Source organism: Pseudomonas sp. H9, from assembly GCF_004353925.1.
In the GTDB taxonomy this organism is placed as follows: domain Bacteria; phylum Pseudomonadota; class Gammaproteobacteria; order Pseudomonadales; family Pseudomonadaceae; genus Aquipseudomonas.
Map to the genome: position 1 here is coordinate 17,206 of NZ_SMOK01000003.1, position 24,316 is coordinate 41,521.

Annotated in this window: 19 protein-coding genes and 1 tRNA gene; 12 read left to right on the forward strand and 8 right to left on the reverse strand. The window is 61.0% G+C overall.

Translation table 11 applies throughout. The annotated features are described in order from the left end of the window. Positions 1 to 6 precede the first annotated feature (6 nt). The 8 genes from tssJ (at position 7) to tssA (ending at position 11,800) form a co-directional block, all read left to right on the forward strand. On the forward strand, positions 7 to 726 hold the full coding sequence (gene tssJ / locus E1573_RS00915; protein WP_133209690.1) for a type VI secretion system lipoprotein TssJ: 720 nt from the start codon (positions 7 to 9) through the stop codon (positions 724 to 726). Continuing rightward, positions 723 to 2,066, forward strand: coding sequence for a type VI secretion system baseplate subunit TssK (gene tssK / locus E1573_RS00920; protein ID WP_133209692.1), 1,344 nt, complete (start codon positions 723 to 725; stop codon positions 2,064 to 2,066). Before tssJ ends, tssK begins: the two co-directional genes overlap by 4 nt. Further along, positions 2,063 to 2,779 carry a type IVB secretion system protein IcmH/DotU gene (gene icmH / locus E1573_RS00925; protein ID WP_133209694.1) on the forward strand — a complete coding sequence of 239 codons (717 nt, stop codon included), beginning with the start codon at positions 2,063 to 2,065 and terminating at the stop codon, positions 2,777 to 2,779. Before tssK ends, icmH begins: the two co-directional genes overlap by 4 nt. A gap of 30 nt (positions 2,780 to 2,809) precedes the next feature. Continuing rightward, positions 2,810 to 6,559, forward strand: coding sequence for a type VI secretion protein IcmF/TssM N-terminal domain-containing protein (locus E1573_RS00930; protein WP_133209696.1), 3,750 nt, complete (start codon positions 2,810 to 2,812; stop codon positions 6,557 to 6,559). Next, entirely contained in the window at positions 6,556 to 7,464 is a 909-nt protein-coding gene (gene tagF, locus E1573_RS00935) for a type VI secretion system-associated protein TagF (RefSeq protein ID WP_133209698.1), read from the forward strand. Before E1573_RS00930 ends, tagF begins: the two co-directional genes overlap by 4 nt. After that, positions 7,461 to 9,953 carry a type VI secretion system membrane subunit TssM gene (gene tssM, locus E1573_RS00940; RefSeq protein ID WP_133209700.1) on the forward strand — a complete coding sequence of 831 codons (2,493 nt, stop codon included), beginning with the start codon at positions 7,461 to 7,463 and terminating at the stop codon, positions 9,951 to 9,953. Before tagF ends, tssM begins: the two co-directional genes overlap by 4 nt. A gap of 141 nt (positions 9,954 to 10,094) precedes the next feature. Then, positions 10,095 to 10,613: a type VI secretion system tube protein Hcp gene (locus E1573_RS00945; RefSeq protein ID WP_133209702.1), complete on the forward strand. Its 519-nt coding sequence runs from the start codon at positions 10,095 to 10,097 to the stop codon at positions 10,611 to 10,613. Positions 10,614 to 10,705: 92 nt separating this feature from the next. Continuing rightward, positions 10,706 to 11,800 carry a type VI secretion system protein TssA gene (tssA, locus tag E1573_RS00950; protein ID WP_133209704.1) on the forward strand — a complete coding sequence of 365 codons (1,095 nt, stop codon included), beginning with the start codon at positions 10,706 to 10,708 and terminating at the stop codon, positions 11,798 to 11,800. Positions 11,801 to 11,991: 191 nt separating this feature from the next. Here the strand turns inward: tssA and E1573_RS00955 are convergent, their stop codons facing one another. Then, on the reverse strand, positions 11,992 to 12,486 hold the full coding sequence (locus E1573_RS00955) for a hypothetical protein (RefSeq protein WP_133209706.1): 495 nt from the start codon (positions 12,484 to 12,486) through the stop codon (positions 11,992 to 11,994). A gap of 720 nt (positions 12,487 to 13,206) precedes the next feature. Continuing rightward, positions 13,207 to 13,280: transfer RNA gene (locus E1573_RS00960), tRNA-Cys, on the reverse strand. 309 nt (positions 13,281 to 13,589) lie between these two features. Between E1573_RS00960 and alkB the strand changes: the two genes are divergently transcribed. From alkB to E1573_RS00975, 3 genes are all read left to right on the forward strand, one after another. Then, complete coding sequence (alkB, locus tag E1573_RS00965; protein ID WP_133209708.1) at positions 13,590 to 14,246, forward strand: DNA oxidative demethylase AlkB; 657 nt, start codon at positions 13,590 to 13,592, stop codon at positions 14,244 to 14,246. A 73-nt stretch (positions 14,247 to 14,319) separates the two neighbouring features. Then, positions 14,320 to 15,597, forward strand: coding sequence for a bifunctional O-acetylhomoserine aminocarboxypropyltransferase/cysteine synthase (locus E1573_RS00970; RefSeq protein ID WP_133209710.1), 1,278 nt, complete (start codon positions 14,320 to 14,322; stop codon positions 15,595 to 15,597). Between the two features lie 130 nt (positions 15,598 to 15,727). Further along, positions 15,728 to 17,659, forward strand: coding sequence for a DNA topoisomerase III (locus tag E1573_RS00975; protein ID WP_133210242.1), 1,932 nt, complete (start codon positions 15,728 to 15,730; stop codon positions 17,657 to 17,659). 22 nt (positions 17,660 to 17,681) lie between these two features. Here E1573_RS00975 and E1573_RS00980 read toward each other — a convergent pair whose 3' ends face one another. Continuing rightward, the gene (locus tag E1573_RS00980; RefSeq protein WP_133209712.1) at positions 17,682 to 18,506 is read right to left on the reverse strand and encodes a bifunctional 2-polyprenyl-6-hydroxyphenol methylase/3-demethylubiquinol 3-O-methyltransferase UbiG; all 825 of its coding nucleotides are present in this window, start codon (positions 18,504 to 18,506) and stop codon (positions 17,682 to 17,684) included. A gap of 247 nt (positions 18,507 to 18,753) precedes the next feature. Here E1573_RS00980 and E1573_RS00985 point away from each other — a divergent pair, with 247 nt between their 5' ends. Further along, entirely contained in the window at positions 18,754 to 19,392 is a 639-nt protein-coding gene (locus tag E1573_RS00985; protein WP_133210244.1) for a DNA-3-methyladenine glycosylase, read from the forward strand. Positions 19,393 to 19,833: 441 nt separating this feature from the next. Here E1573_RS00985 and E1573_RS00995 read toward each other — a convergent pair whose 3' ends face one another. The 5 genes from E1573_RS00995 to E1573_RS01015 are packed head-to-tail and all read right to left on the reverse strand — an operon-like array spanning position 19,834 to position 24,263. Beyond that, positions 19,834 to 20,589, reverse strand: coding sequence for an ABC transporter permease (locus E1573_RS00995; protein ID WP_133209716.1), 756 nt, complete (start codon positions 20,587 to 20,589; stop codon positions 19,834 to 19,836). After that, positions 20,589 to 21,788, reverse strand: a complete 1,200-nt coding sequence (locus E1573_RS01000) for an ABC transporter substrate-binding protein (protein WP_133209718.1) — start codon at positions 21,786 to 21,788, stop codon at positions 20,589 to 20,591. Before E1573_RS01000 ends, E1573_RS00995 begins: the two co-directional genes overlap by 1 nt. Continuing rightward, a complete protein-coding gene (locus tag E1573_RS01005) occupies positions 21,754 to 22,596 on the reverse strand; it encodes an ABC transporter ATP-binding protein (protein WP_133209720.1) in 843 nt (280 codons plus the stop codon). The genes E1573_RS01000 and E1573_RS01005 overlap by 35 nt, the downstream gene beginning before the upstream one ends. After that, a complete protein-coding gene (locus E1573_RS01010) occupies positions 22,593 to 23,654 on the reverse strand; it encodes an acyl-CoA/acyl-ACP dehydrogenase (RefSeq protein ID WP_133209722.1) in 1,062 nt (353 codons plus the stop codon). The genes E1573_RS01005 and E1573_RS01010 overlap by 4 nt, the downstream gene beginning before the upstream one ends. Positions 23,655 to 23,705: 51 nt before the next feature. Then, complete coding sequence (locus tag E1573_RS01015; protein ID WP_133209724.1) at positions 23,706 to 24,263, reverse strand: carboxymuconolactone decarboxylase family protein; 558 nt, start codon at positions 24,261 to 24,263, stop codon at positions 23,706 to 23,708. Positions 24,264 to 24,316 lie beyond the last annotated feature (53 nt).

Sequence of the window (24,316 nt, forward strand, 5' to 3'; positions counted from 1 at the left end):
GCCGTCATGCAACACCAGCACACCGCCCTCAAGCACCTGACTGCCGCTGCCCTGCTGCTGGCGCTGGTCGGCTGCGGGGTCACCGACCGCATCGGCAAGCGCATGCAAGACAGTTGGGCAGCCGACATGCTCGCCGACAGCGAAAAGGTGATTCTCACCTCCGATGGTGGCAACCAGCTCAACCCTGATGCCGACGGCAAGCCATTGTCGGTGGTGATGCGCGTGTACCAGTTGAGCGACCTCGAACGGTTCGTCGCGGCTGACGCTGACACTCTCTGGGAGGCACCGGAAAAAGCCTTGGGCAACACCCTGGTGGAAGCCCGCGAGATCACCGTGCTGCCGGGTATCGGCCAGATCGACCAGTGGCCGCTGGCCAAAAGCGCCCGCTACGTCGGCGTGGCGGCTTTTTTCCGCGATGAACAGGATGCCCGCTGGAAGGTCGCCTTCGACGCCAACTCGCTGCGCAAGGACGGCATCTGGTTCTCCTCCGACGGCCTGCGGATTCTGGTGGACAACACCGAGATCACCGCAATGCGCGGTGTGGATGTGCTGAACAAACCGCCCACTGCCGAGCAATTGGCCGCCACGCAGCAAAAAACTGCACCGCTACCCCTCGTCGACAAGGTTCAGGACGCGGTGATCGACAAGGCCAGCGACGCCACCACCCAGTCGGCGCGCAACGCGATGGATTCAACCTTCAACTCTTTAGTGGATAGCGTCAAATGAGCAAGCAGAGCCGGGTGATGTGGTCGGAAGGCATGTTCTTGCTGCCCCAGCACTTTCAGTATCAGGATGAGTTCCACCAGCACCAGTTGGCCGAGGCGACCCTGCGCACTACGCCGTTCCACTGGGGTGTGCAAGCACTCCAGGTGGACGAGGACGCCCTGAGCAATGGGTCGCTGCAGCTCAAACGCCTGAAGCTGGTGTTCCCCGATGGCAGCCTGTACGACGCGCCGCAGCACGACCCTCTGCCCGCCGCGCGCGACCTCAAAGACCTGCTCAAGGCCAACGACCTGAAGGTTTATGCTGCGCTGAAACTGCCCGAAGCCTTCGGCCTCAACTACGTCGAAGACGGCCAGGAGCACAAGGCCGCGCGACGCTTTCGCAAGCAATTCGACACCCTGCCCGACCTCAACGAAGGTGAGCTGGAAAACGAAATCACCAGCCTGCGCCTGAATGTGGTGCTGCTGGTCGACGGTGACAGCCTCGATGGCTACAGCCACTGCCCGCTGGCCAAGTTGACGCGCAACAGCATGGGCGGTTTCAACCTCGACCCGCATTTCGTTCACCCGACCCTGCACCTGGGCAATCACGAAACCCTGGCGAGCATCGGCAAGCGCCTGCTCGGTGCCCTGCAGGCCAAGAGCAAGGCCCTGTCGGGGCGGCGCCGTGAGCGAGCCGATCAGATCGCCGAGTTCGGCGCCAGCGACGTCACCCTGTTCTGGTTGCTCAACACGGTCAACCGCGCCCACCCGCAGTTGGCTCATCTGCTGGCGCATCCGCGCCTGCACCCTGAGCGCCTGTACCTGTTCCTTGCCGACCTGGCCGGCGGCCTGCTGACCTTCACCCTGGACACCCAGCTCAGCGACATCCCCGAGTACGACCACCACGACCCGGCAGCCTCACTGGCCAAGCTCGACGAGATGATTCGGGTAATGCTCGACAACGTCGTGCCTAACCAGTGCATCGTCATCAACCTGACCCAGACCAAGCCGTCCTACTGGCAAGGCCAGTTGCGTGATCCGCGCCTGACCGAGGCAGATTTCTATATTTCGGTGCATGCCGACATGCCCGGCGCCAGCCTGCTGGAACTGGTGCCCAGAGCATTCAAGGTCGGCTCGCCGGAAGACATCGAAGTGGTGGTCAACAGCGCCATGCCTGGCGTCACCCTCAATCATGCCGCACGCCTGCCCAATGCAATCCCGGTGCGCCTGGACAACCAGTACTTCGCCATCGAGCCCCATGGCTCGGTCTATGAGCGGATGATGAACGCCCAGGCCATCAGCTTCTATGCGCCCAGCGCCTTTACCAACCTCAAGCTCGAACTGATGGCGGTGCTCAAATGACCGAAGCCGTACTGCAACAGGACGCCGTCGCGGCCGCCAACGACAGACCAACCCTCAAAGGCTTGGTCCAAGACTTCATCAGCATGGCACTGATTGTGCGCCGTGGGCGCCAGGTGACGTCGGTAGCGGCCTTTGAAAACAGCGTCGAGCGTTTTTTTGCCGACCTTGAGCGCAGTGCCCGTGCCGCCAATTACAGTGTCGAGCAGGTCAAAGATACCCAGTACGCGCTGTGCGCCTTCCTTGACGAAAGCGTGCTGCGCGCCGGAGACAGCGAACTGCGCCGGCACTTCGAATTGCAGCCGCTGCAGTTCCGCTACTTCGGCGTGCACCTGGCCGGTGAAGGTTTCTTCGAGAAGATCGAGGCGCTACGCGCCGACGTCAAACAGAACATCGACGTGCTCGAGGTCTACCACCTGTGCCTGGCGCTGGGTTTCGAAGGCAAATTCAGCCTCGGCCAGAAAGACCAACTGCGCTACCTGGCCAACACCCTGGGCCAGGACATCGCCCGCTACCGCAAGCCACCAAAGGCACTGTCGCCAGACTGGGCCCTGCCAGACCAGGTGTCGCAGATGCTGCGCCACGAGGTGCCGCTGTGGGTGTACCTGGCGTTGATCGCGCTGGTCTGCGCAGCGGTGTACCTGACGCTCGACTGGTTGCTGGACAAGGACGTCACCGCCCTTTCCGAACTCATCCACCAGTTGTTCAGTGCCTGAGCACCGTTCAGGTAATCGAGTCAGGAAGACATGAAAACACTATTGCGTCTGTTGAAGAGTTTCTGGATTCTCGTGCCACTGTTGTGGCTGGCGAGCCTGCTGATCTGTTGGTTGTTCGCGCCGCTGGTGCCGTGGCTGAACCAGCATGTGCCGGAGGCGCTGGCCATTGTCAGCGCCTGCTTCCTGTTGTTGATCGTGCTGCGCCAGTACCAGCGTATCCGCGCCGAGCACAACCTGGAGAACCTGCTGCAGATCGAGGTCGACCGCTCCTGGAACGCCACCGGCGAGTTCCGTGACCAACAGGTACTGCGCGAGCGCCTCAAGCATGCCATCGCCATGCTACGCACCGACCGCTCCGCCGGAGGCGGCGGCAAGGCGGCGCTATCTGACCTGCCCTGGTACCTGGTGGTCGGCATGTCGGCGGCAGGCAAAACGTCGCTGCTGACTCACTCAGGTCTGTCGGCCAGCATTGCCACAGCCCATGACAGTGAAAGCGGCACACAGCACTGTGATTGGTACTTCAGCCGCGATGCAGTAATGATCGACACCGCTGGCCGCTACCTGCGCGATGACCAGTCGGCCAGCGAGTTCTCGGCCTTTTTGCGGATGCTGCGCAAGCAACGCGGCAAGGCGGCGATCAATGGCCTGGTGCTGGTGGTCAGCCTGCCCGAGTTGCTGGCCGCCAACAGCGATGAGCGCGAAGCGCTGGCTGCGCAGCTGGTGGCGCGGGTAGAAGAATACGCCGAGTGCCTGGACGCCAACCCGCCGGTCTACCTGATGCTGAGCAAGACGGACCAACTGCCAGGCTTCAATCAGGCATTCGAAGGCCTCAACCTGCACGAGCGCCAACAACCACTGGGCATGACCTTCGGCCTGGCCGAAATCCGTGACCATGGCTTGCACACGGTACTCGAAACCCGTTTGAACAGCCTGCAGCGCCATATTCGTCAGCATGTAGACGCACAGATGATCGCCCTCGGCGCCGAGGCCGACAGCACCCTGCTGAACTTCCCGCAGTATTTCGCCGAACTCAGCGGCGTACTTGAGCCGTTCCTGAAGCACTTCACCCAAGGCAACCACACCACCTCCCCGTTGCTGCGCGGTCTGTACTTCACCAGTGCGCTGCAGACCGGCCAGCACCTGAGCCAAGTCTACGAAGACGCCATCGCCGAAGACTTCGCCTTGCAGGCCGCCTACGACGACGGTGCACAGGCTTCGGGCACGCCTCAGGGCAACCGCAGCTACTTCATCACCGATACCTTTCGCCAGGTGATTTTCCCCGATCGCGATCTCACGCTGTACCAGTCGGGCAAAGGCCGCCACAGCGCATTCAGCCCACTGCTGCTGGGCCTGGCCGTGGCAGCCGGGGGGCTGTTTATCGCCTGGCAGGGTCTGTCGTTTGCCAATAACCGCCAATGGCTGCAGGGCTTGCGCGAGCAATTGGTGCAGATCGAACAATCGAGTGATCGCGAGCAACTGCTGGCCGCTGGCAAAGGCCTGGAAGTGCTGCGCCAGCAAATGACGAACGTAGAGGCTCATCGCTTGCAAGGTGTGCCGCTGCGACTGGGGGCTGGTCTGTACCAGGGCGAGGTGATTCATCAGCTCACCGGTACGGCCTACCTGGCACAACTTCGCAGCCAGGCGCTGGAACCGATCACGCGTGACCTGCAGGTGCAGTTGCGCGCGTTCAATACCCTGACCAATCAGGTCAACCAGACGCTGGAGTTCACCCCGGCACCTACGCCAAAGCTGCGCAACGGCAAGGCCCTGCCACCGGCAGTGGCAACCAAGGTCAACCTGGCCACTGCCAGCGATGCCGCTGAGCTGTCAGCCACCACCGGCGGCCTGTCGCTCTCCGAAGAAATGCTCGGGCGCCTGGATGAGCAACAGGTGGCATCCATCATCGATGCCTACAACATCCTCAAGCTGTACCTGCTGTTGACTGAGCCGCAGGCACACCCGGACCCGGCCTTCATCACCGCCAGCCTGCCCCAGGCATGGGCCAGTGCAGGTGTTTCGGCGGAAAAAGGCGTGATCGACGAGAATGCCCCGCGGTATGTGCAACTGCTTGAACAAGGCCTGGCACCATCGCTGCCCCGCAACGAGCCATTGATCAGCGAAACCCGGCAGAACCTCAAGTCATTCATGATCGCCAGTTCGCTGGTAGATCGCGAATACCTGCGCCTGCAGCTCGAAGCCAGCCGCCAGTTTCCGGCCCTGAGCCTCAACGACCTGGTACCGCAGCCCGGTCGCGCACTGCTGTACGGCTCCGCCGGCGTACCGGCGATCTACACCCGCCAGGGCTGGGAGACCTTCGTCAAACCCGAGCTGATCAAGCTGGTGTCGGGCAACCTGCGCAACGAATCGGACTGGGTACTGGACGGTGAAGGCGGTGATGCCATCGTGCAGAAAGCCAATTTCGTGCGCGAGTTCATGGCCCGCTACAAACGTGATTACGCCCAAGCCTGGTACAAGATGGTCAGCAGTGTTGGCGTGCGCCACTTCGCCGACCTGGCTTCAGCAACACAACAGCTGGGGCTGCTCAGCGACGTACAAAACTCGCCGGTTAAAAACCTGCTGGCAGCGGTCAACGACAATACCCAGTGGGACCTGCCGGTCAAACGAGAAATCCCGAGCCCCGGCACAGCCCGCGATGACGGTTTCTGGAGCAAGGTCAGCGGCCTGTTCGAGCACAACGACACCTTGCCCGCCACCAGCGTCCCAGTGCTGCCGATGATCGACGATGGCAGCCTGGCCAAGCGCTTCGAACCGGTAGCGCGGGTATTCGCCGCAAACAATGCCGAAGGCGCCGATAGCACCATCATGGACCGCTACCTGGCGGCCCTGCGCAAACTCAAGGTGCGCATGAACAACATCCAGCGCTCGCAGGATGTGGGCAAAAGCAGCAAGCAGTTGATCAGCGAAACCCTGGAAGGCCAGCCGAGCGAAGTGACCACCGTGCGCAATTACGTGGAAACCAGCGTCGACACCAGCCAGGACGGCCTGTCGCGCTCACTTCAAGGGTTGTTCAGCCTGCCTGTTCAGTACGCCTGGGAAACCTTGCGCGACCCGGCAGGACAACAAATCGCCAAGGCCTGGGCGCAGCAGATCGCCAAGCCATGGGAACAGGTCATGGCACATCGTTACCCGATTGCCAGCGGTAGTCGCAACGAAGCCTCGGTCAAAGACCTGCAACGCTTTGTAGACCCCGACAATGGTCTGTTGCCGACCTTCAAGCGCAACGAAATCGGCAACCTCTCCGGTGGTGAAGGTCTCGGTCTGAGCGACGGCAAGGCAACGGCGCTGGTCAATCCAGCCATGCTCAGAAGCATCGACAAGGCTAGCTCCCTGGGCCAGGTGATCGCCAGCCTGTCGGACCGCGACAACGGCTTCGAGGTCATGCTCGAACCATCAGCCAACTTCACCGACATCGTGTTTACCCTCGATGGCCAGGAGCAGCACTACCGCAACGGCCGCAGCAGCTGGAACCGCTTCGCCTGGCCGGGAACCAGCAACGCACCAGGTGCACGCCTGGACGTGGTCACCCTGAGTGGCGCGCGGCTGACCGTCTTCGACTTCCCAGGGCGCTGGGGCCTGCTACGTATGAACGAAAGCGCTCGGGTCGACGACCTCGATGGCATCCAGCAACGCTTCAGCTGGAACACCGCCAACGGCCGGGTCAGCCTGGTGGTCCGTAATTTCGGTGGCGTCAAACTGACCGATCTGGGTGACGTAAAGGCCCTCAGCGCGCTCAACGATACCGGCAGGGGCGCACAATGATCGGTTGTTTCGGCAAGCTTCCGTCGAGCGCGGACTTCGTCAGCCTGCAGGGTGCGGCGCAAGAAGTCCGGGAGTTCGACGCCTGGCTGCAATCTTCGCTGGCGGCCATGCGCCACCAGGACGACTGGCAGGCGTTGTTCGACTCATTGCCGATGTGTTTTTTCAGTTACCGGGCGTGCAATGGCAACTGGCTGCTGGGCGGCCTTCTCAGCTCGCGCGATAGCAGCGAACGGCGCTACCCCTTTTTCATCTTCCAGCTACTCAAGGGCCAGGAAGGTGAAACGCTGCTCAACCCGTTCACCCTTGGCGAACTGTTCAGCGCCCAGATCAAGCCCCTGCTCCACCAGGCGGTGCATGGCAGCGAGCCCGCCACTTTGTTCGAGCAGATCAAGGCGCTGCGCCTGCTGCAAACCCAGGACCTGGACTTGTTCCGTCGTGTACATGCCAAGTTCCTGCATGATTTCAGCTTCAGCGACATCGCCCGTGCACTTCACGGCTCGTGGCCGACCTTTGACAGCGCCACGGCGCTGGCACGCCTGCAAATGATCAGAGCGTCGCTGCACAGCGACTTCGCAGGCGGCATTGAACTGCCCCTGCCGGCCGAGCGCGGCCTGAAAAACCCCACCGCCGACCTCTGGCTGACCTGGCTGACGCGAATGAGCGGGTGCCACCACGTGCCGGCAGTGAGCCTGTTGGCCGATGATTTCATGCTCCCACGGCTGTACTGCTTCCCATCGCGTCACACCAGCAGCGCCTATCGCCTGCTCAGTGGCAGCAGCGAAACACACCTGCATCTGGAGCTGCTCAGCCCAATGGCGCTGCCGCCCTGTGCACCGGATTACGACCGACCTCTTGAACACGTCATCGGCCAGTTCGTCGAGACGCTGGATGTGACGCCTGTATGAACAAGATCAAGTACTACTGCCTGCGCTACCAACCCTACCTGCTGGGTGTGGTATTCTTTCTGGCGATTTTTCTGGTCTGGGCTGCAGGCCGCGCCCTGGGCTTCGCCTCGCTGCATAGCCTACTGGCAGGTATCGGCGTATTCCTGCTGCTGTCGGCGGGCTATGTACTGTTGCTGTACCGCGGTGTCGGCCAGCACCACAACCTCGAAGGGTTACTGCGCGACGATGCCGATCAGGCGGTGCTCAACGCCACCCCGGCCGACCGTGAAGAGATCAGCCTGCTGCGTGAGCGACTGCTGCAGAGCCTCGAGCGCCTGCAGGGCAATAAACCACGCGGCACCCCGGCTAAAGACGCGTTGTATTCCCTGCCCTGGTACCTGGTGATCGGCCAGCCCGCCGCCGGTAAAAGCACCATGATCCTGCAGTCGGGGCTCAACTTTCCCTATGCCGAGCGCGAAGGCGTCCGAGTCGCAGGGCTGGGCGGTACGCGCAACTGCGACTGGTTCTTCAGCTCCGAAGCCGTGTTGCTTGACACTGCCGGCCGCTACATGAACAGCCCGGAAGAAGCCGGCAAATGGCGCGGGTTTCTGCAACTGTTACGTCAGCACCGACAACGCCGTCCGCTCAACGGCTTGATCGTCAGCGTCAGCATCGCCGACATCCTGCAGGGTTCAACCGAAGACCGGGAGCGTGTGGCCAAACGTCTGCGCGAACGCATCCAGGAAAGCGCAGCACTGCTCGAAGTGCGCCTGCCGATCTATCTGGTATTCACCAAATGCGATCTGATTCCCGGGTTCACCTCGTTCTACCGTCAGCTGGACGATGCCGCGCGCGGCGAGGTGATGGGCAAGACCTTTTCGCACAAGCATTACCAACAGGCAGATTGGGGCCAACGCTTCGGCGAAGCCATGGACGAGCTCACCGGCTACTGGCAGCAGGTAGCGAGCCAACAACTGGTCCAGCAAGACATCCAGGTTACCCGGCAAAACAACGCTACCTACCGCTTCCCCCTGGAGTTGGCCGCGCTCAAACCACGCCTGCAACAGTTCGCCGACAGCCTGCTGCGCGCCAATCCGTACCAGCACGCCGAATTGCTGCGCGGTTTCTACTTCACCGCGGCACTGGAAACCGACGAGGCCCTGTGGGGCAGCCATACCCAGCATGTTGCCGAGCGCTTCGCCCTTGAGCACGGCCAGGGGGGTGCCAATGCTGCCAGCCATCCGGCACCGCTGTTCATCAATAGCCTGTTCCGCAAGGTGATCATCCCCGACCAGCATTTGGTGGCGCTGTACACCAGCAACCAACGCGAACGCCGGCGCAAGGCCGCCTGGGTAGGTGCCGCCAGCCTCGCGGGCCTGATGCTCTGCAGCCTGTGGGGCTGGTCATACCTCAACAATCGCAACACCCTGGCCGCCATCACCGCCGAACTGACTCAGGCGAAGGCAGAGGACAGCAACGCCACCGACCAGTACACCGCCTGGCACAGCCTCGATCGCCTGCGCAGCTGGGCCGAGCACTACTATCAGCAGCACCAGCAGGGCGTGCCGCTGAGTATGCGTCTGGGGCTGTACCAGGGGTATGCCGTCGAGCCACTGCTGCGTAGCCGCTACTTCGCCACGCTGCAGAATGTGATGCTCAAGCCCACAGCAGACAACCTCACGCGTACCCTGTACCTGCTGACTACGCTCAAGGTCTACCAGCGCACTACCCACACCCTGCAGCCGGTGAGCGGTGTCGACAGCGTCGAGGCAGAAGCCCTGCCGCATGACAACCGCGCGCAGTCGATTGCCGATTTCGGCAAGGCAACCCTGGACACCTACGTGATGCTCTCGCCGGCCCAGCGCAAAACGGCCGACCCGGCGTTCCTCAAGGCACATCTGCCGGATTACTGGTACCCGGCCATTGCCCGCGATACCGGCAAGCGCATGGCCGTTGCCGCCAGTGCTGATGACAGCCACGAGGACTACCTGTACGCCAGCCGCCAGATCACCTTCTACAGCGATCAGATCCACGAAACAGACGTGCCGCGCATCCTCGACAACGCCTTCCTGATATCCAGTTCGCGCAACTACATCAACAGCCTGCAGGCCCAGTCACTGCGCGCCATCGAGACCATCACGCTGGAGTCCGACACCCTCTTCGCCTTTGGCCGCGCCGACTTCCAGAGCCTGCGCAACGAAGGGCAAAACCCGCTCAGTGCTATCGCCAGCAAACTGCTGAATACCCCCAATGTCGGCAAGATCATCATTACCGGCCACGCCGACCAGCTCGGCGACCCACAAGGCAACCTGCAGGTCTCGAAGCAACGGGCACAGACCATCCGCACCTACCTGGTCGGCAAGGGCGTGCCCGCCGACCTGCTGGTTGCGCGTGGCGAGGGCAGTCGAAAACCACTGGTCAACTGCGACATGCAGCAACCGCGGACGCAACTGATCAAGTGCCTGGAGCCCAACCGGCGGGTGGAAATCGAAGTGCGTGGCCTCAACTGAGGCCTACGCAAGAACCGGTCACCCGGGCCTCACAGGAGGAGGCCGGGGTAACGGCAAGCTACCTCTGCTGAAGCGTTCAGAGAGGTCAAACCAAGGGACGCATGAGCGACCCTACATGTGATGTTAATGGAGAGTTTCACAATGGCATTTGACGCGTACATCCAAATCGACGGCATCCCAGGCGAAGTACTGGATGAAAAACACAAGGACTGGATCGAAGTGCTGGGCTACGAGTACGGCGCCACCCAGGCCACCTCGGCAACCGCCAGCTCCTCGGGCGGCGCGTCTTCCGAGCGCGTGGCACTGAGCGATTTCAAAATCCGCAAAGCTGTCGACAAGGCCTCGGCCAAGCTGTTCGAGCACTGCTGCACCGGCAAGCACATTGCCAAGCTGAAGCTGAACGTCAACCGCGCCGGTGGCGACAAGGTCACCTACCTGACTATCGACATGGAAGAAGTCGTGGTGTCGTCGGTCAACTTCATCGCTGGTGGCAACCAGGGTGGTGAAGACAAGGCCGTCAGCGACCTGCCGATCGAAGAAATCAGCTTCAACTTCGCCCGCATCAAAACCACCTACACCCAACAGAACCGTACCGACGGCCAAGCTGGCGGCAACATCGTTGGCGGCTGGGATCGCACCGCAAACAAAGTCTTCGCTTAAGCATTGGCTTGTCATGGGCCGTGCAAACGGCCCGTAACCCGCAGCGTGCCGGCCTGGCCGGCGCGCTTCCCTTCCCCTGACCAGAGTGATTTATGCCTGAATTCCTCAACGGCCTTTCGCTGACTGAGCTGACCGCGCCGATCGATGGTGGCAGCGGAGAAGACTTGAGCTTCTCCGCCTTGTTCGACCAGATCAAGGAGGCACGCCGGGCAGACCCTGAATACCTGACCCAAGGCGACTGGCAAACCGACCTGAAGACTGCCGACTGGGAAAAAGCCATCAACCTCTCGGCCCAAGGGCTTACACAACAAAGCAAAGACCTGATGCTGGTGGCCTGGCTCAGCGAAGGCCTGGCCCAACGCGAACATTTTCAGGGAATCACGTTCGGTCTCGATCTGACCGAACAGATACTGGAAGCCTACTGGGATACCGCCTACCCCTCGCTTGAAGACGGTCTGGACGAACGCGCGGCGCGATTGTCCTGGCTGAAAACCACCCTCACTGACATTGCCGGTACCTTGCCGATTACCCAAGGGCAGCATTTTGGCGTGCTGCGTTATGACGAATCACGCCATGTCGAGAACCTTGCCTTGCAAAATGCCAAAGCGATGCAAACGGCATTGGACGAAGGCAAGATCAACGCCGAAATCTTCCAGCGTTCGGTGGCTCTGAGCGACACAGAACACCTGCGCAGCAAGGCCCTGCAGGTTGCCGACAGCCTTCAGGCCTGCCATCGTCTGCAAGCCACCTGCGAGCGCCTGTTCGGCAACGAAGCACCGAGCTTCTCTGGCCTTGCCGATATGCTGTTGCGGGCCAACCAACTGGCGGAAAAACTGCTCAAGGACCGCGGAGTGGAACTGCACCCCGTCGCAGCGCCTGTGTCTGAGCCCAGTGCCGCGAATACCCCTGCCACCGAACCTGGTGATCCGATGACGACACCTGCTCAACCCGCTGCACCTGCGGCCATGCGTACCACACCCCTGACCCGTGACGAAGCTTTCACCATGCTTGCGGGTATTGCTCAGTTCTTCAAACAGAGCGAGCCACAAAGCCCGGTCCCCTACCTGATCGAACGCGCCATCAAATGGGGCAACATGCCACTGGAAGGCTGGCTGAGTGATGTGATCAAAGACAGCAACGTGGTGGACAACATTCGCGATGTGTTGGGCACACGCGAGCAGCGATGAAGGCTGAAGCTACAAGCTTCAAGCTTCAAGCTTCAAGCTTCAAGCTTCAAGCTTCAAGCTTCAAGCTTCAAGCTTCAAGCTTCAAGCTTTGGTATCAATAATGGGGCTGCGCCCTGCCAGCGGACGCCAAGAAGCTGCACGCGTTGCCGATCTCACCGACAGCGAACGACATGCAGATTCGAACTGAGCGATCAAAGCCCGGGGAAGGACGCACGCAGGATTGCCTCGCGCGCCTGCAAAGCACGCTCTGCAATCACATCCCTGGATGCCGGAAAGGCAATCGCATCCATCAACGAAGACCACTTCAAGTAAGCATGGCTGACGGTAAGGTACCCTGCGGGCGGTTTCTTGCTTGAGGTGTAGTAGTTGTCGAAGTAGTAACTGTCTACGATGGATGTCGACTGTTTGCTACAGCCAATTGCAGACGTGTCGGCACGCTTATCCAGACACCGTTCCAGCGACTTCGACATCAGCTGCACCACATTCTGCTCTACTGAGCGATTGGGGCTGATCTGACCGCTGAGCCATTCTTCATAGCTGGGATGCTTGGCCCGGTCTTTGGCCCATAGCGCTTCGGCAAACGCTCGCTGCTGTTCAGCTTCCTCCTCTGTCATCGGTTTCCATTTTGGCTGGCAAGCCGAGATCGCCATTGCCAAGAGCACAAGCACAGCAGAACGTTTGAGCATTTGAACTTCCATGAACAAGAGAACGCCGCATAGCGTAATGCTGAAAGGTCAAAGCATCGAGAGCGATTGTCCGGAAACACAGTGCTTAATGCGTAAAGTTTGCATTGGCGTAAGGCGGCAAGCGCATCTGCGTGTAGAGCACGTCGCCTGAAGCGAATGAATGATCACTGATGCCGATGGTCGGATGGACGAATGACTCACCCGACTTTTCCCGAGTTGCTTAGGCGTAGATTGCCGTTAAGTCGGTGATCATGGGAATCGGACGCGTCACCCTGCTGGCTTCCAGCCACCCCCTGGTCCGAACTACATCAAGCCTCTGCTGATTGACGGACAGCAGCCGCTCTAGCGTTCCAGAAAGTCGGTAGTGCCCGCAGCCATCGCTACACCGGAGCTCAGTCCAGTCTCCAAGTATTGGAAGTTTTTCTGATTCAGCACTGCATACGAAGCATTCCATCATCAGCCCTCCTTTTGTAGGTCAAATGACTTTAGCCGCAATTTGCCGAGCTATCCCCATGCCCCCAGCAAATCGATCAGCCACACCGAACGACTGAGCATTGTGCTGGAAATGAATGGCGTGAAAAAAAGGCTGGATACAGCGCCATTGCAAATGCTGTCAAAGGCTGAAGTTTTGGAACTTCATCCTAAAAGTTTCGGAACTGCTGCCTTTTCCAGCCCCAAACGAAAAACCCCGCAGACGTTAATCTGCGGGGCTTTCAATAATGGAGGCCGAGGTCGGAATCGAACCGGCGTAGACGGATTTGCAATCCGGAGCATAACCACTTTGCTACTCGGCCTCAAATGCCCAAGACCCTCAAAAACAGCGATCTCAAACATATACAACTCTTTAAGGAAACAACTCGATAACGCTGCTATCTCCTTGAAAACGCTGGGCTTTTCAGCTGCCTCGTTTTCGATGGACGCAATTATGGACTCATTCGTTTGAGCTGGCAACCCCTTGAATTCAAAAAGTTTATTTTTTTCTTCAAGGACAGCGTAGGCCCCTTTATTACGGGGTTCGAACGCAAGGTTCGGGATGCCCCACCCAGCGTAAAGCGCCTTATCATACAGGCCATCACACTTACCCGCACTGCAACCTGCCGCCGATGATGCAAACCGAGCTGGATCTGTTCGCTCCCCACGACCCTCCCCAACCGTATCGGGTCGGCACGCAAGCAATGGTTTTGCCAGGCTTCGCTTTGCCCCAAGTGCAAGCGCTGCTGCCGATGCTGCGCGAAGTGATTGCCCAGGCGCCGTTTCGACACATGTACACACCCGGTGGTCTGAAGATGGCCGTGGCGCTGACCAACTGCGGTGCCTTGGGTTGGGTCAGTGATCGTCAGGGTTACCGCTACAGCGGCATCGATCCGTTGACTCAGCGGCCATGGCCCGTGATTCCCGAGGCGCTTGTGCTGCTTGCCAATCACGCTGCAAGCCTGGCCGGGTTCAGCGATTTTCAGCCCGATGCCTGTCTGGTCAACTGTTATCGGCCCGGCACTCGCCTGAGCCTGCATCAGGATCGCGACGAACGCGATTTCTCCCAACCGATCGTGTCGGTGTCGCTGGGGCTGCCTGCGGTATTTCTGTTCGGCGGGCATACCCGCAATGCGTCGACTCAACGTATCCCCCTGCACCATGGTGATGTACTGGTCTGGGGAGGCGAGGACCGGTTGCGCTTCCACGGCGTGCTGCCGCTCAAGCCAGGTGTTCATCCGCAGATGGGCGAGTTGCGTATCAACCTGACGCTGCGCAAGGCCGGTTAGCCTTTGCCCTTGACCACCACGGAGGCGCCACTCCATGCTCTAGCCCCTCCCCCGTGTCTCAAGGAACGATTGCATGAAGCTGGAAACCCTGGCCATCCACGCGGGCTTTAGCCCCGACCCGACCACCAAGGCTGTCGCGGTCCCCATCTACCAGACCACGTCGTTCGCCTTCGACGACACCCAGCACGGTGCCGACCTGTTCGACCTGAAAGTCGCCGGCAACATCTACAGCCGAATCATGAACCCGACCAACGATGTGCTGGAGCAGCGCATGGCTGCGCTTGAGGGCGGCGTGGGCGCGCTGGCGGTGGCTTCAGGAATGGCCGCCATTACCTATGCGATTCAGACCGTGGCCGAAGCGGGCGATAATATTGTCTCGGTGGCCAAATTGTACGGCGGTACCTACAACCTGCTCGCACACACCTTGCCGCGTTTCGGCATTCAAACCCGCTTCGCCGCACACGATGACATCCCAGCCCTGGAAGCGTTGATCGACAGCCGCACCAAGGCGGTGTTCTGCGAGTCGATCGGCAACCCGGCCGGTAATATTGTCGACCTTCAGGCGTTGGCCGACGCCGCTCACCGCCACGGTGTGCCACTGATCGTCGACAACACGGTGGCCACGCCGATCCTCTGCCGCCCGTTCGAACACGGTGCCGACATCGTCGTGCACTCGCTGACCAAGTACATCGGTGGCCACGGCACCAGCATAGGCGGCATCGTCATCGATTCCGGCAAGTTCCCCTGGGCTGAGCACAAGGAACGCTTCTCGCTGCTCAACACCCCCGACCCGTCTTACCACGGTGTGACTTACACCGAAGCCTTCGGACCGGCAGCCTTTATCGGACGCTGCCGAGTGGTGCCGCTGCGCAACACCGGTGCTGCGTTATCACCCTTTAACGCCTTCCTGATCCTGCAGGGTCTGGAAACGCTGGCCCTGCGTATGGAGCGTCATACCGAAAACGCCTTGAAGGTTGCCCATTACCTGCAAAATCACGAGCAGGTTGCCTGGGTCGCTTATGCCGGCCTGCCCGATCACCCGGAACATGCGTTGGCCCTGCGTTACACCGAAGGCAAGCCGGCATCGATTCTGTCGTTCGGGATCAAAGGTGGCCAAGAGGCCGGTGCACGTTTTATCGACGCCCTGCAGTTAGTGGTACGCCTGGTCAACATTGGCGACGCCAAGTCTCTCGCCTGCCATCCAGCCTCCACCACCCACCGCCAGCTCAATGATGAAGAACTGCAGCGTGCGGGTGTGCCGCGGGACATGGTGCGCCTGTCGATCGGTATCGAGCACAGCGATGACATCATTGCCGACCTGAGCCAGGCGCTGGAGGCCAGCCGCCTGTAAGGGGTGCAGTTTAGTTGCACCAACGCGGAGCAGGCCGGCAACATAAAGCTGTACATCCATACAGATAAAACTTGCCAGGCCTGCCCCGTATGCGCATCCTATGGCCATTTCCAGCCAAAGATTGTTCGGCATGCGCCTGTTCCTCTGCGAAAAGCCTTCCCAGGCCAAAGACATCGCCAAAGTCCTCGGCGCCAACCGTCGTGGCGATGGTTGCTGGGTGGGTACTGACGTGACCGTCACCTGGTGCATCGGCCACCTGCTCGAAACCGCACCGCCCGACAGCTACGACGCCCGCTATAAACGTTGGGTGCTGGCCGACCTGCCGATCATCCCCGCGCAATGGAAAATGCTGGTCAAGCCGAAAACCGCCAGCCAGTTCAAGGCGGTCAAGCGCCTGCTGGGCGAAGCCCGGGAACTGGTGATCGCCACCGACGCCGACCGCGAAGGCGAAATGATCGCCCGCGAACTGGTCGAACATTGCCGCTACCGTGGGCCGATCCGTCGCCTGTGGTTATCCGCCCTGGATGACGCCTCCATCCGCAAGGCCCTGGCCGCACTCAAACCCGGCAGCGAAACCTTCAGCCTGTACCATTCCGCCCTCGGCCGCTCACGCGCCGACTGGCTGATCGGCATGAACATGAGCCGCCTGTTTACGCTGCTCGGGCGCCAGTCTGGCTATCAGGGCGTGCTGCCGGTCGGCCGGGTGCAAACGCCGACCCTGCGCCTGGTGGTGGATCGCGACCGTAGCATTGCCAACTTCGTGCCGGTGCCGTTCTGGGCCATCGATGTGCTGCTGGAAAGTGCGGGCACACGTTTCAATGCACAATGGCGTGCCCCTGAAGACACCTGCGACGAACAGGGCCGCTGCCTCAACCAGGCCCTGGCCCAACAGGCGGCCGCCGCCATCAGTCAGGCCAGCAGCGCACAGGTGGTCAAGGTAAAAACCGAGCGCGTTCGTGAAGCGGCGCCGCTGCCCTTCGACCTCGGCACCCTGCAGGAACTGTGTTCGAAGAAGCTCGGGCTCGGCGCCCAGGAAACCCTCGATATCGCGCAGGCGCTGTACGAAACCAACAAGCTCATTACCTACCCACGCAGTGACTGTGGCTACCTGCCGCTGAGCCAACACACTGAGGCCCCGGCCATCCTTGCAGCATTGCTGCGCGCCGACGCCAGCCTGGCCCCGTTGCAGCCGCACCTGCAGGCCCAACGCCGCTCGCGGGCCTGGAACGATGCCAAGGTCAGTGCCCACCACGGCATCATCCCCACCGCCGCGGCCAGCGACCCGTCGCGCCTGCCGCCCAAGCACAAAGCGGTGTACACCTTGATACGCGCCCGTTATCTGGCGCAGTTTCTCCCAGAGCATGAATACGACCGTACCCAGGCAGACTTCGACTGCGCCGGCCAGGCCTTGCGCGCCGTCGGCAAACAGATCGTCGAGCCAGGCTGGCGCCGGGCCCTGCCAGAAGCGCTGACGCCGGCCAAAGGCCGTGAGGCGCCTGTCGCCCAGGTGCTGCCCGCCCTGCAGCAAGGCCAGGCGTGCGCGGTGGCCGAGGTCAACCTCAAAGACCTGTGGACCCAACCCCCCAAGCCGTTCACCGAAGGCGACCTGATCAAGGCCATGAAGAACGTCGCCAAACTGGTGGACGACCCGCGCCTCAAGCAGAAACTCAAGGACACCACCGGCATCGGCACCGAAGCAACCCGCGCCGGGATCATCCAGGGCCTGCTCGACCGTGGCTACCTGGTCAAAAATGGCAAAGCACTGAGCGCCACACCTGCGGCTTTCAGCCTGATCGACGCCGTACCCCGCGCCATCGCTGACCCCGGCACCACCGCAATTTGGGAGCAGGCGCTGGACATGGTGCAAAGCGGTGAAATGAGCCTGGAAGACTTTGTCGCCAAGCAATCGGCGTGGATGAGCAAGCAAGTTGAACGTTGCGCGGGGCTGAGCTTGAGCATCAGCGGGCCGCCAATCGCCAAGGCGCCATGGAAAAACAAACGTAAACGTTCGGCAGCGGGTAAGCCGGCACGCAAACCGCGGGCGAAGACACAGCAAGGCTGAACCGGCGCACCGCGATTTGTCGTTAGCGCTGCTTCACCGCTTGCAAGGTGTAACTCAGGGGCAGCCGCCAACGGTCCTTGTCCAACGACCACTCGCCGTCTTCGTTCAAAACCATCTGCCCGGGCAAGGCCTCCCAGGGAATGCTGTCGTGCTCCACCAGCGCAGTGATTTGCAAACCATGCTCAAGCAAGGCGCTGATCACCTCACCCAGGCCATGATTCCACTCATGGGTGACGGTTTCGGTCAGCGACACCGGGGTCTCGACATAGGTCTGGTCACTGTCCCATACCGTGGGCGCCTCACGCTCAAAATAGGGGTACTCGATCACCAGTTTGTCTTGATGGTCTTCGTTGACTGCCAGCAACATCGGGTGGCCTTCACGCAGGAACAGGCGCCCGCCCGGTTTAAGCAACGCGGCCACTGTGCGTGCCCAACGCTCGATGCTGGGCAGCCAGATCAACGCCCCGATTCCGGTATACACCAGATCGAAACTGCCCGGCGTCAGCACCTTGTCAGCCGCGTAGACATCCGCTTCGACATAGTCGATTGACTCACCGCCCTTTTGCGCCAACGCACGGGCTTGAACCAGCGACTGCGAAGAAAAATCCAGGCCGCTCATCTGCGCGCCCAGGCGGGCCAGTGACAGCGTGTCGGTACCGATGTGGCACTGCAGATGAACCGCGCGCAAACCGCGGATATTCCCCAGTCGCGGCAGGTCGAAACGAACCACTTCGGACAGGTGCGCGGGGTCGGCGATAAACCTGTCCACTTCATAATCACTGGACGCCGCATGCAGCGGCGCCCGTTCATCCCAGTTGCGGCGATTGAGCTCAATCGAGTCGTTCATTATCCGGCCCTCCTATGGCCAACGCAGAAGCGCTGGACTATAGCCGGTTCACAGCGCCATTCTCAATCGGGCCACCTGCTAAGCATGGGCGCGCAGCCCTGTTCCGAGTCACGATAAAATACGAATTCAATCGCAAGGAGTGGAGTGTCTTTACCTTAAGCGAGCAGTAATCTGCCTGAGCACCAAAAGGCCGTTGCAGCAGAACCTCCACAAACCGCACTTTTCCTGGGCTTTGCAGACAATTGAAATGACTATCCTTGCCGACACGTCGCCTGAAGCCTATGTACGCGCTGAACGTTTTTTGCAGTCACTGGACGATGACTGGGCACGCCACGTTTCAGCCACTGGCACTTGCCGGCATGAAACCAAACCCGGCCGGGAGCCTTATGAGGCGCTTATTCGGGCAATTGCGTATCAACAGCTGCACACCAAAGCTGGCGATGCGATCCTGTCTCGTCTTCTCGCGCTGTATCCCGAGCAGGCGTTTCCGGGCCCACAACAACTATTGGATACCGCTCCTGAACTGCAGAGAGCGTGTGGATTTTCCGCGACGAAGCTGGCGACTCTGCGCGGTATTGCCCAGGCTCGCCTGGATGACGTGGTACCGACCCTGGTCGAGGCGAAGTCGATGAGCGACGCGGCGCTTATCGAGCGGCTGGTTTCGTTGCGCGGTGTGGGGCGCTGGACAGTTGAGATGTTTCTGATCTACAGCCTGGAGCGTTCGGACATCTTGCCAGTGGATGACTTTGGTGTGCGGGAAGGCTACCGCCGCTTGAAGGGATTGGAGAAGGCACCGACGCCACGGCAAATGCGCGACATCGGTGAACAATGGAAACCGTACCGCACCATCGCCGCTTGGTATCTGTGGCGCGTTCCCACCCGTTGAGTGTGCGCATGGCTTGCCCTTCGCATTGAGAGTTGAATATGGTCAACGCACGCGTCTGGATGCTGATGGGGAGTGACGCAAAGCGTTTCCCCAGCGCACAACCCGGCAAATTCGGTGGTCACTGCCGCAGCAAGGTATATGGAACGCTTGATTGCCGCGCGGCACTTAAGGCCATCGCACGCGGCGGTTATGTAAAACACCGCGTGTTCTTTCTCGACGAGCCATCCGCTATCGCAGCGGGGTATCGGCCTTGTGCCGTGTGCATGCCTGACGCGTATCGGCAGTGGAAGATGAAAGCTTCAAGCTGTTACTGCGGCTTACCCCGGTAGGAGCGGGCTTGCCCCGCGATTGCGGTCATTCAGTCACATCGCATCGCGGGGCAAGCCCGCTCCCACAGCAAGTTCCATCAAGAACCGACACAGGCGCTGCTCAAACCACCCCTCAGGCATGCACCCAACGCCGATGCAGGCCGCGCGCCAGAGCGTCGAGCATGTAGCCCAGCACGCCGATCAACAACACCATGGCCATCAACTCCGAATAGGCCAGGCGGTCACGGGTGTCGAGAATGAAATACCCCAGCCCGGCGCTGACCCCGAGCATTTCGCACGGCACCAGCACGATCCACAAGATGCCGATTGCCAGGCGCACCCCGGTCAGCACATGGCCGATCACACCTGGGAGGATCACCTTGCACAGTGTCTCCCAGCGGGTGGCACTGAGGCTGCGGCTCAGCTGCAACCAGCGTGGGTCGAGCTGGCGTACACCGGCCGCCGTGTTGAGCAAAATCGGCCACAGTGCAGCGAAGGCCAACAGGAAATAGATCGGCTGGTCACCTACGCCCATCAGCATCACGACCACCGGCATCCATGACAACGGCGAGATCATGCGCAAGAACTGGAAGGCCGGCGTGGTCGCCGACTCCAGATGGCGATAGCTACCCACCAACAACCCCAGCGGCACACCGATCACCAACGCCAGCAGCAGGCCGACCAGGATGCGCTTGAGGCTAACCCACACATGCTCATACACCTCGCCCTGCCCCAGCAGCTCGACCAGGCTGGCCAGTGTGGCCTGCGGCGAGAATCGCGCCGACAAGCCCTCTGCCTCACCGAACAGGTGCACACCTACCCACCACAGCAACAACAAACCGAGCAGCCCGGCGGCACCGAGTGCGCCATGCACTACATGTTTACCCATCAGATCGCGAACTCCTCACTGCGCTCAAAGCTGTCTGGCAGCCCAAAGGCCTTGAGCCCTCCTACCGCTTCAATGCTCTTGCGTACGAAACGATCATCCACCAAGTCTCGGGCCGTCTGTTGCGGATCGAGGCTGGCGAGGAAACCCTGTTCACCTTCAATCAAGGTGTTTTGTAAGCGCCGCACCAATTCCTCGGTGTAACTGGGGAATGGATAGGGCTGGAAGTCGATGCGCTTTTCATCCCACTGCGCATGTTGGATGGCACCACTGGCGATGTAGGCTGCGCGGGCGTCGGCAGTCGGCGCCAGCACCTGACTGAGCACCTGTGGCGTGTGCGGGGTATAGCGGTTAGGGCCGGACTTGGACAGCAACGCGGCGGCTTCGGCGCGGTGCTCGCGGGTCCATAGCTGGGCTTTGACAATGGCGTTGACCACCTTCTGCGACCACTCCGGGCGGTTGTTCAGGTCGTGCTCATGCATGAACACCACACAGCAGGCATGGTTGCGCCAGACATCACCGGTAAAGCGCTGCACCCGGCCAACCTTGAGGTCTTCGGCCAGGGCATTGAACGGCTCGGCGACGATGTAGCCGGCAATCCGCTTGCTGGCCAGGGCCGGTGGCATGTCAGACGGCGGCAACACCACCAGGTTGACTTCATTGGCCGCTAACTGGGCAGTGGTCGCCTTGGACACGGGCGTCAGGCCATGGTCACGGAACAACTGTTGCACCACCACGTTGTGAATCGAGTACCAGAACGGGATCGCAACACTCTGCCCACCCAACTGTTTGACCTCGGTGATACCCGGGGCCACGGTCAGGCCGGAGCCACCCACATGGTTCCAGGCCACCACTTTGGCCGGCACCTTGCTGCCATAACGTGCCCAGACCGTCATCGGCGACAGCAAGTGAATGACGTTGACCTGACCGGAGATGAACGCCTCGATCACCTGCGCCCAACTGCGCAGCAGCACTGGTCGTTCGGCCTTGATGCCTTCAGCCTCGAACAGGCCATTGTTGTGCGCAACAAGCAAGGGGGTGGCATCGGTGATCGGCAAGTAGCCTATGCGTACCGGTGCATCCGGATCGCTGGCAGCACGCGCCTGCAGGCTGCTCAGCAGCGGCATGGCGCCACCGGCAGTCAGCAAAGCGCTGAGTTTGATGAAGTCACGACGCGTGTGAGTGAAGTCGTCCAGGCACATGGGCAGTCTCCGGCGGCAAAGGTTCAGACATAGATTCAGGGGTGCGGCTGGCCCGCCGAAGGGTTTTGAGAATGTCGATACGCAGGGCGCCCAGTTCCTCGACCCGTTGCCCGCGAGGGTGCGGCAGGTCGATATGCCATTGACCAAGGGTGCGCGCCGGGTGGTTGCCCAGTAGCAGCACGCGATCAGACAACAGCAGCGCTTCGTCGATATCGTGGGTGATCAGGATCGCCGCCGTGTTGTGCTGGGCGATCAGTTGCAACAGCAGCTGCTGCATGTCGGCGCGGGTGACTTCGTCCAGCGCACCGAACGGTTCATCAAGCAACAGTACTTGTGGCTGGCGCGCCAGGCAGCGAGCGAGCGCGGTACGCTGCGCCATGCCACCAGACAGCTGGGCCGGATACTGCTCACGCGCATGCTGCAGGCCGACGGCCTCGATGGCATGGTCGATCCGGACGCGGCGTTCGCTGGCGGCAAGTTTCGGTTGCCGGGCAAAGTCCAGGCCGAAAGCGACGTTGCTTTCCAGGCTCAGCCACGGCAACAGGCTGGGATCCTGAAACGCGACAGCCAGGCGCGGATGCGGCCCCTGCAACGGCTCACCCCGCAGGCTGACACTACCGCTGCGAGCCTGTTGCAGCCCGGCCAGCACCCTCAGCAAGCTTGACTTACCAACACCACTGGGCCCGAGAAGGGTGATGACCTCCCCTGGCGCCAGTTGCAGATCAAAGTCTTCCAGCACACTGTGCCAGCCTTGCTCACGCGGATAGCCAAGGCAGACCCCACGGGCTTCAAGCAACACGTCGCTCATACGGCCGACGCCTGCCGTTGCAACTCGGCGCGTAACTGCACCAGGCTTGGGGTGACAATCGGAACGAAGGCCGACTCGCGCCAGCGCCGGGCAAAGCCTGCGCCATGGGCACTGAGGTAGGCTTTACCACCACTGGCCTGCAACTCCAGTTGCACAGCTTCGGCAGCAGTCTCGGCCAAGGTGATGCGCAGCTTGAACAAGGCGGCAGGCTGGCTGAGAAAACGCCCGTCCAATAGGCCCGCTTTCAATTCGTCGACGGTGTTTTCCAGGCGTTCGCGCAAAACACTCAACGTCTCGCCGAGGAAGGTCCGCATGCCTTGCAGATGGCCCTCTACCTCACGCAACGAGCGCCGCGCAAGGCCGATGGCCATGCCGCACTGCAAGCCAAGGAACGAAGGCCGTACCGCCGGCAAGAACTGCTTGGCGTTGTCATGCAGCAACCAGTCGCGGCTGATTGCGACCTGCGCCAGGTTCAAGGCCGCGGTGTTGCTCGATTGCAGGCCCATCAGTTGCAGATCGTCCGAGCGGGTAAGCCCATTGGCATGGTCAGGAATCGCCAGCACAAACGGCGAAGCGCCCTCTTCCTCAATCGCTGCGGCCACGACGAAACCGCCTTTGCGCAGGTTGGTAACCCAGTGCAAGCGCCCGTCGAGGGTCCAGCCCTGGGCATCGGCCAGGCCTCGGACCTGCAGCGTTTCAATACCCGACAGGTATTTCATGGCGTTGGACAGTCCGGTAGCACCAGCCAGCTCACCGTTGAGCAATTTCGGCAACAAGCGCTCGCGCAGGCCTGCGTTAGGGCTGTGCAACAAGTACTCAATAAAGGCACGCTGGCCCCAGAACACAAAGGCTGCCGCCAGTGAATGGCTGGCGACATTGGCAACCGTTTCCACTGCGTCAGCAACGCTACCACCGCTGCCGCCCTGGGCTGCATCGATGCCAACGCGCAACACCTGCGCCGCCGCCAACTGCCCCAGCACCGCCTGTGGGTCGCAATGGCCCAGATCGAGGGCTTCGGCCTCGCTATCGAGCCACGTGACCAATGCGGGATCGAGCATGTCGTTTACTCCTTTAAAAAAGCGCCAGCCTGCGCCGGCGCCAGGGGATCATTAAACCGAAGGCTGCCAGCGGTACTTGCTCAGCTCGTCATTGAGCGGGGTCTGGGCAAATACGTTAGCAAAGTTGCACAGGGTCGCGAGGCTGACGCCGAGGATCACTTCCAGCGCATGGCCTTCGCTGTATCCGGCTTCGCGGAAGGCGCCGTAGCCGGTTTCACTGACGTTGCCACGGGTGGCGATCACTTCACGGGTGAAGGCGGCCAGGGCTTCGAGCTTTTCCTGCGGCAATTCACCGCGGGCACGCAATGCATCGACCACCTCTTGCGGCAGTTTGGCTTTGTTCAATGCCACGGCGGTATGGCCGGCCACGCAGAAGTCGCAGCCATGGTTGGTAGCAGCCACCAGTTGCACCACCTCGCGCTCGGCCAGGCTCAGGTCGGCTTTGCCGTTGAGGGCAGAAACAGTGACGTAGGTTTCCAGCGCTGCCGGGGCGTTGGCCAGAACGCCAAGCAGGTTAGGAATGAAGCCCGAGTTTTTCTGGGCGTTTTCCAGGAAAGGACGAGCGGCCTCAGGGGCGCTTTGCAGAGTGTGTAAGGTAACGCGCGACATGGAGTGGACTCCTGCATACTAGGGTGTCACACAAGTCTGTTGGTTATAAGAAA

Excerpts from the sequence above, each read along its gene's own strand:
- tssJ (WP_133209690.1), top strand. The coding sequence starts at position 7 with ATGCAACACCAGCACACCGCCCTCAAGCACCTGACTGCCGCTGCCCTG.
- tssK (WP_133209692.1), top strand. The coding sequence starts at position 723 with ATGAGCAAGCAGAGCCGGGTGATGTGGTCGGAAGGCATGTTCTTGCTG.
- icmH (WP_133209694.1), top strand. The coding sequence starts at position 2,063 with ATGACCGAAGCCGTACTGCAACAGGACGCCGTCGCGGCCGCCAACGAC.
- E1573_RS00930 (WP_133209696.1), top strand. The coding sequence starts at position 2,810 with ATGAAAACACTATTGCGTCTGTTGAAGAGTTTCTGGATTCTCGTGCCA.
- tagF (WP_133209698.1), top strand. The coding sequence starts at position 6,556 with ATGATCGGTTGTTTCGGCAAGCTTCCGTCGAGCGCGGACTTCGTCAGC.
- tssM (WP_133209700.1), top strand. The coding sequence starts at position 7,461 with ATGAACAAGATCAAGTACTACTGCCTGCGCTACCAACCCTACCTGCTG.
- E1573_RS00945 (WP_133209702.1), top strand. The coding sequence starts at position 10,095 with ATGGCATTTGACGCGTACATCCAAATCGACGGCATCCCAGGCGAAGTA.
- tssA (WP_133209704.1), top strand. The coding sequence starts at position 10,706 with ATGCCTGAATTCCTCAACGGCCTTTCGCTGACTGAGCTGACCGCGCCG.
- E1573_RS00955 (WP_133209706.1), bottom strand. The coding sequence starts at position 12,486 with ATGCTCAAACGTTCTGCTGTGCTTGTGCTCTTGGCAATGGCGATCTCG.
- alkB (WP_133209708.1), top strand. The coding sequence starts at position 13,590 with ATGATGCAAACCGAGCTGGATCTGTTCGCTCCCCACGACCCTCCCCAA.
- E1573_RS00970 (WP_133209710.1), top strand. The coding sequence starts at position 14,320 with ATGAAGCTGGAAACCCTGGCCATCCACGCGGGCTTTAGCCCCGACCCG.
- E1573_RS00975 (WP_133210242.1), top strand. The coding sequence starts at position 15,728 with ATGCGCCTGTTCCTCTGCGAAAAGCCTTCCCAGGCCAAAGACATCGCC.
- E1573_RS00980 (WP_133209712.1), bottom strand. The coding sequence starts at position 18,506 with ATGAACGACTCGATTGAGCTCAATCGCCGCAACTGGGATGAACGGGCG.
- E1573_RS00985 (WP_133210244.1), top strand. The coding sequence starts at position 18,754 with ATGACTATCCTTGCCGACACGTCGCCTGAAGCCTATGTACGCGCTGAA.
- E1573_RS00995 (WP_133209716.1), bottom strand. The coding sequence starts at position 20,589 with ATGGGTAAACATGTAGTGCATGGCGCACTCGGTGCCGCCGGGCTGCTC.
- E1573_RS01000 (WP_133209718.1), bottom strand. The coding sequence starts at position 21,788 with ATGTGCCTGGACGACTTCACTCACACGCGTCGTGACTTCATCAAACTC.
- E1573_RS01005 (WP_133209720.1), bottom strand. The coding sequence starts at position 22,596 with ATGAGCGACGTGTTGCTTGAAGCCCGTGGGGTCTGCCTTGGCTATCCG.
- E1573_RS01010 (WP_133209722.1), bottom strand. The coding sequence starts at position 23,654 with ATGCTCGATCCCGCATTGGTCACGTGGCTCGATAGCGAGGCCGAAGCC.
- E1573_RS01015 (WP_133209724.1), bottom strand. The coding sequence starts at position 24,263 with ATGTCGCGCGTTACCTTACACACTCTGCAAAGCGCCCCTGAGGCCGCT.